Below are 3,511 nucleotides of genomic sequence, written 5' to 3'. Positions count from 1 at the left end.
AGGAAGCCCTCCAGCACCCGGCCCTCAAGCCGCTGCTCGCCCAGGCCGCCAGCTGACCCACACCCCCGGAAAGGGGGGCGGCAACCCCACCCCCCTCCGGGACCTCGGTGCGACCACGACTCGCACCGGTATGACCACGACTCCAACCGGTCCAACGACGACCCGGGCTGCGACAACCGGTGAGACATGGGCTGTCGGCACGGGTGGGCTCAGGCCGTGCACGTCGCCGTCATACCCGCTGGCGCTGGGCAGGCGGCCGCTGGTCTGGGGACCAGCGACCCGTGACCCTGCTCGGGCGGCAGGCAGGAGGGGCTCAACGGCGCCCTCCTGCCTGCACCTGTCGACATTCCATACGACGTACGGAACAGGTGATACCGTACAGCGTATGAAACGTCCGCGCCGACTTCGTCCGGCCGGTGGGCCCCCTGGGTGGGGGGTCGGGTCTGCTCGTCGGAGGCCAGATGGACAGCCGGCGTCTGCTCCAACCCCGCCTTGGCCCACTCCGGCCTGCCGCTCGGCCCGCGTGGCCACGTCGACACCCTGCACTCTCCAGGTCAGGGGCCTCGACCACGTGTGGGTCGCGGGCGACAACGCCCAGGTTCCCGACCTGGCCGCCGAAGAGGGCGCGTGATGCCCTCCCGACGCGTAGCGCGCCGTACGTGACCCCAGCGTTCGCCGACAACGTGATCGCGGTTCCGCGCGGCCGTCCGCCGAAGGAGTACCGGCACAAGAACCTGGGCGCGGTGGTCCGCCTCGGCCTCCACGAGGGTGTCGCGATCCTCTTCACCGAGGCGGCCACGCCGTCCCACGGCCGTACCTGATCTCTCCGCCCGTTTTGTCCCTTTCTCTTTCCGTCGCCCCCCGTCCGCTGCCTGGAGCGCTGCCCCCATGACACAGAACGCCATCGCCGCCGCTCGCGGCGCCGAGACCGCACCTGAGAATGTGCCTGTCGAGCCGTCACACCAGCGCCGCTGGTGGATTCTGATGGTCATTTCCCTCGCCCAACTGATGGGAGTCCTCGACGGCACCATCGTGAACATCGCTCTGCCGTCCGCCCAGCGCGACCTGGGCTTCTCGGACGCCGACCGGCAGTGGGTGGTCACCGCCTACGCGCTGGCCTTCGGCAGCCTGCTGCTGCTCGGCGGCCGGGTCGCAGACCTGGTCGGGCGGAAGGTGACCTTCTTGGTGGGTCTGACCGGCTTCGCGGCCGCTTCCATGCTGGGAGGCGCGGCGAACAGTTTCGGCCTGCTCGTCACCGCACGCGGGATCCAGGGCCTGTTCGCTGCCCTGCTGGCTCCGTCCGCGCTGTCGCTCCTGATGACCACCTTCACCGATCCGCGCGAGCGGGCCAAGGCATTCACCGTGGCAGGCTCGGTCGCCGGTGCGGGTGGAGCCATCGGCCTGATCCTCGGCGGGGTGCTGACCGAGTACCTGGACTGGCGCTGGACCATGTACGTCAACGTGGTCTTCGCGGTGGTGGCGTTCGTCGGTGGCGCAGCCCTGCTGCACCGCACCCCGCGCAACACGTCCTCGAAGCTCGATGTCCCCGGCACCCTGCTGGTCTCCGCCGGCCTGTTCTGCCTGGTCTACGGTTTCTCGAACGCCGAGACGCACGGCTGGGGTTCGGTGGCGACCTGGGGCATGCTGGCGGCCGGTGCCGTACTGGTGGCCCTCTTCGTCTGGCGGCAGAGCAGGGCGGCATATCCGCTGCTGCCCCTGCGGGTCCTGCTGGACCGTAATCGCGGCGCCTCTTTCGCCGCCCTCTTCGTCAGCGGCGCGGGCATGTTCGGCGTGTTCCTGTTCCTGACCTACTACCTGCAGCAGAGCCTCGGTTACAGCGCCCTGAAGACCGGCTTCGCCTTCCTGCCCATGATCGTGGCGTCGTCGTCCGCCTCCGCCGTGGCCGCCAACGTCCTGGTGCCGCGCATAGGCCCCAAGCCGGTGGTACCGATGGGCATGGCCATTGCGGCCGCCGGCCTGGTCTGGATGACCACGCTGGACCTGAACGGCGGATACGTGACGGAGGTACTGCCGCAGCTGGTGCTCGTCGGCATCGGACTGGGCGCGGTCATCGCGCCCGCGATGAGCCTGGCCACCTCCGGCGTGGCCCCGGCCGACGCCGGAGCCGCGTCCGCCGCCGTCAACACCGTCCAGCAGGTCGGCGGGTCCATCGGCGTCGCCCTGCTCAGCACGATGGCCTCCGAAGCCGTCACCGACTACCTCTCCGGCCGCAACCCCAAGGACCCCGGCGTCCTGGCTCAGGCCGGCCTCGAGGGCTACTCCACCGCCTACTGGTGGTCGGCGGCCATCTTCGTCATCGGCCTGGGCGTGAGCGCCCTCCTCTACCGCCGCGGCGTGCCGCAGCAGGACGAGAACGCCGCGCCTGTCGTTCACATGTGATCAACGAACGGGTCCGCTTGAGAGAGGCGCAGGCCGGGCTGCAGTCAGCTGCTGCCGTGCACGAGCAATAAAGGGGGGAAGTGTCCGGGTACCTTTGGCGGGGCAGCACCGGGTAGTCCTGCAGGTTCTCTGCGGCCACCCAGTTCCCACCTCTGAGACAGAATGTCCCATAGTAAGCTGTAAGCTGCATTGTCTCACAGAAGGGAACGGAGAGGTGCAAGACAGAACTGATCCGCGTCTGTTGCGCAGCCGTGATGCCATGGTCTCGGCGGCCACCGCGTTGCTCACGGAAGGCGGGCTGGAGGCCGTGACTCATCAAGCGGTTGCCACCCGTGCCGGCGTTGGCAGAGCCACCGTCTATCGGCACTGGCCCGGCCTTCTCGACCTCCGCCTGGCCGCGCTGGAAGCCGGTATGCCGCCTCTGCCTCCGATGCCTGAGGAGCTTCGGGCCGCTTCGGGCGACGATCCGCGAGCGGAGCTCGTTCACCGTCTGGGCGTGCTTGCCGAGCGGTGGGACGACGAGCAGGCCGGTGCCGTCCTCGCCGCGATCCTCGGCGGCTCGCGGCATGACGAAGGCATGCGCCGCCTCCGGGAGTCGTTGCTGAACCAGATCGCAGATGCCCTGCGTCCCGCTGTTGCCGCGGCCGTGGAGCGCGGCCAGCTCCGGTCCGACGTCACCCCCGAGACCTTTGCCATGGCTACCGCGGGTCCTCTGTTCTTCGAGCGCTTTCTCGCCGGGAACCGCCTGGGGCGTGACACCGTGGACGCCGTCGTGGATGCCGCCATGCGGGGCTGGTCCTAGCGTCGTTGAGTCCCCGGCATGGCTGGATGTCCGCCGTTGGGCCGGGGCTGATCAAGGTGGCATTCCCTCGCACTCGTGAAGAGCTGCGAGGTCCTGTCATCTCTGGGTTCGCCGCCTCAGTAGCGGTCGGCCGAACCTGTCGGCATGAACCGCTCCGCTCGCAGTCCGGTGCGGGTGCCACTGATCCGATCGCTGCGCACCTTTGGACTGAATCGGTGTGACGCAGGTCTCTCTGAGACAAGTTGACTCATAGACTCTCTGTGAGTCAATCTGTCTCACATGGGGGTCGCGAACAGGCAGATCCCGTGA

The 3,511-nt window shown here is 68.8% G+C and carries 2 protein-coding genes and 1 pseudogene; all 3 read left to right on the top strand.

The features are described from left to right. Positions 1-432: 432 nt before the first annotated feature. Positions 433-782, top strand: a pseudogene (locus tag ABT114_RS50015) (NAD(P)/FAD-dependent oxidoreductase); the annotation flags it as partial. 106 nt (positions 783-888) lie between these two features. Further along, positions 889-2,400, top strand: coding sequence for an MFS transporter (locus tag ABT114_RS50010; protein WP_351153959.1), 1,512 nt, complete (start codon positions 889-891; stop codon positions 2,398-2,400). Positions 2,401-2,614: 214 nt separating this feature from the next. Continuing rightward, complete coding sequence (locus ABT114_RS50005; protein WP_351153956.1) at positions 2,615-3,202, top strand: TetR/AcrR family transcriptional regulator; 588 nt, start codon at positions 2,615-2,617, stop codon at positions 3,200-3,202. Positions 3,203-3,511: the final 309 nt, after the last annotated feature.

Source organism: Streptomyces sp. NPDC002088 (genome assembly GCF_040296605.1).
Taxonomy (GTDB): Bacteria; Actinomycetota; Actinomycetes; order Streptomycetales; family Streptomycetaceae; genus Streptomyces.
Note: the sequence above shows the minus strand (reverse complement) of the source record. Positions and strands in the feature narration are given on the sequence as shown.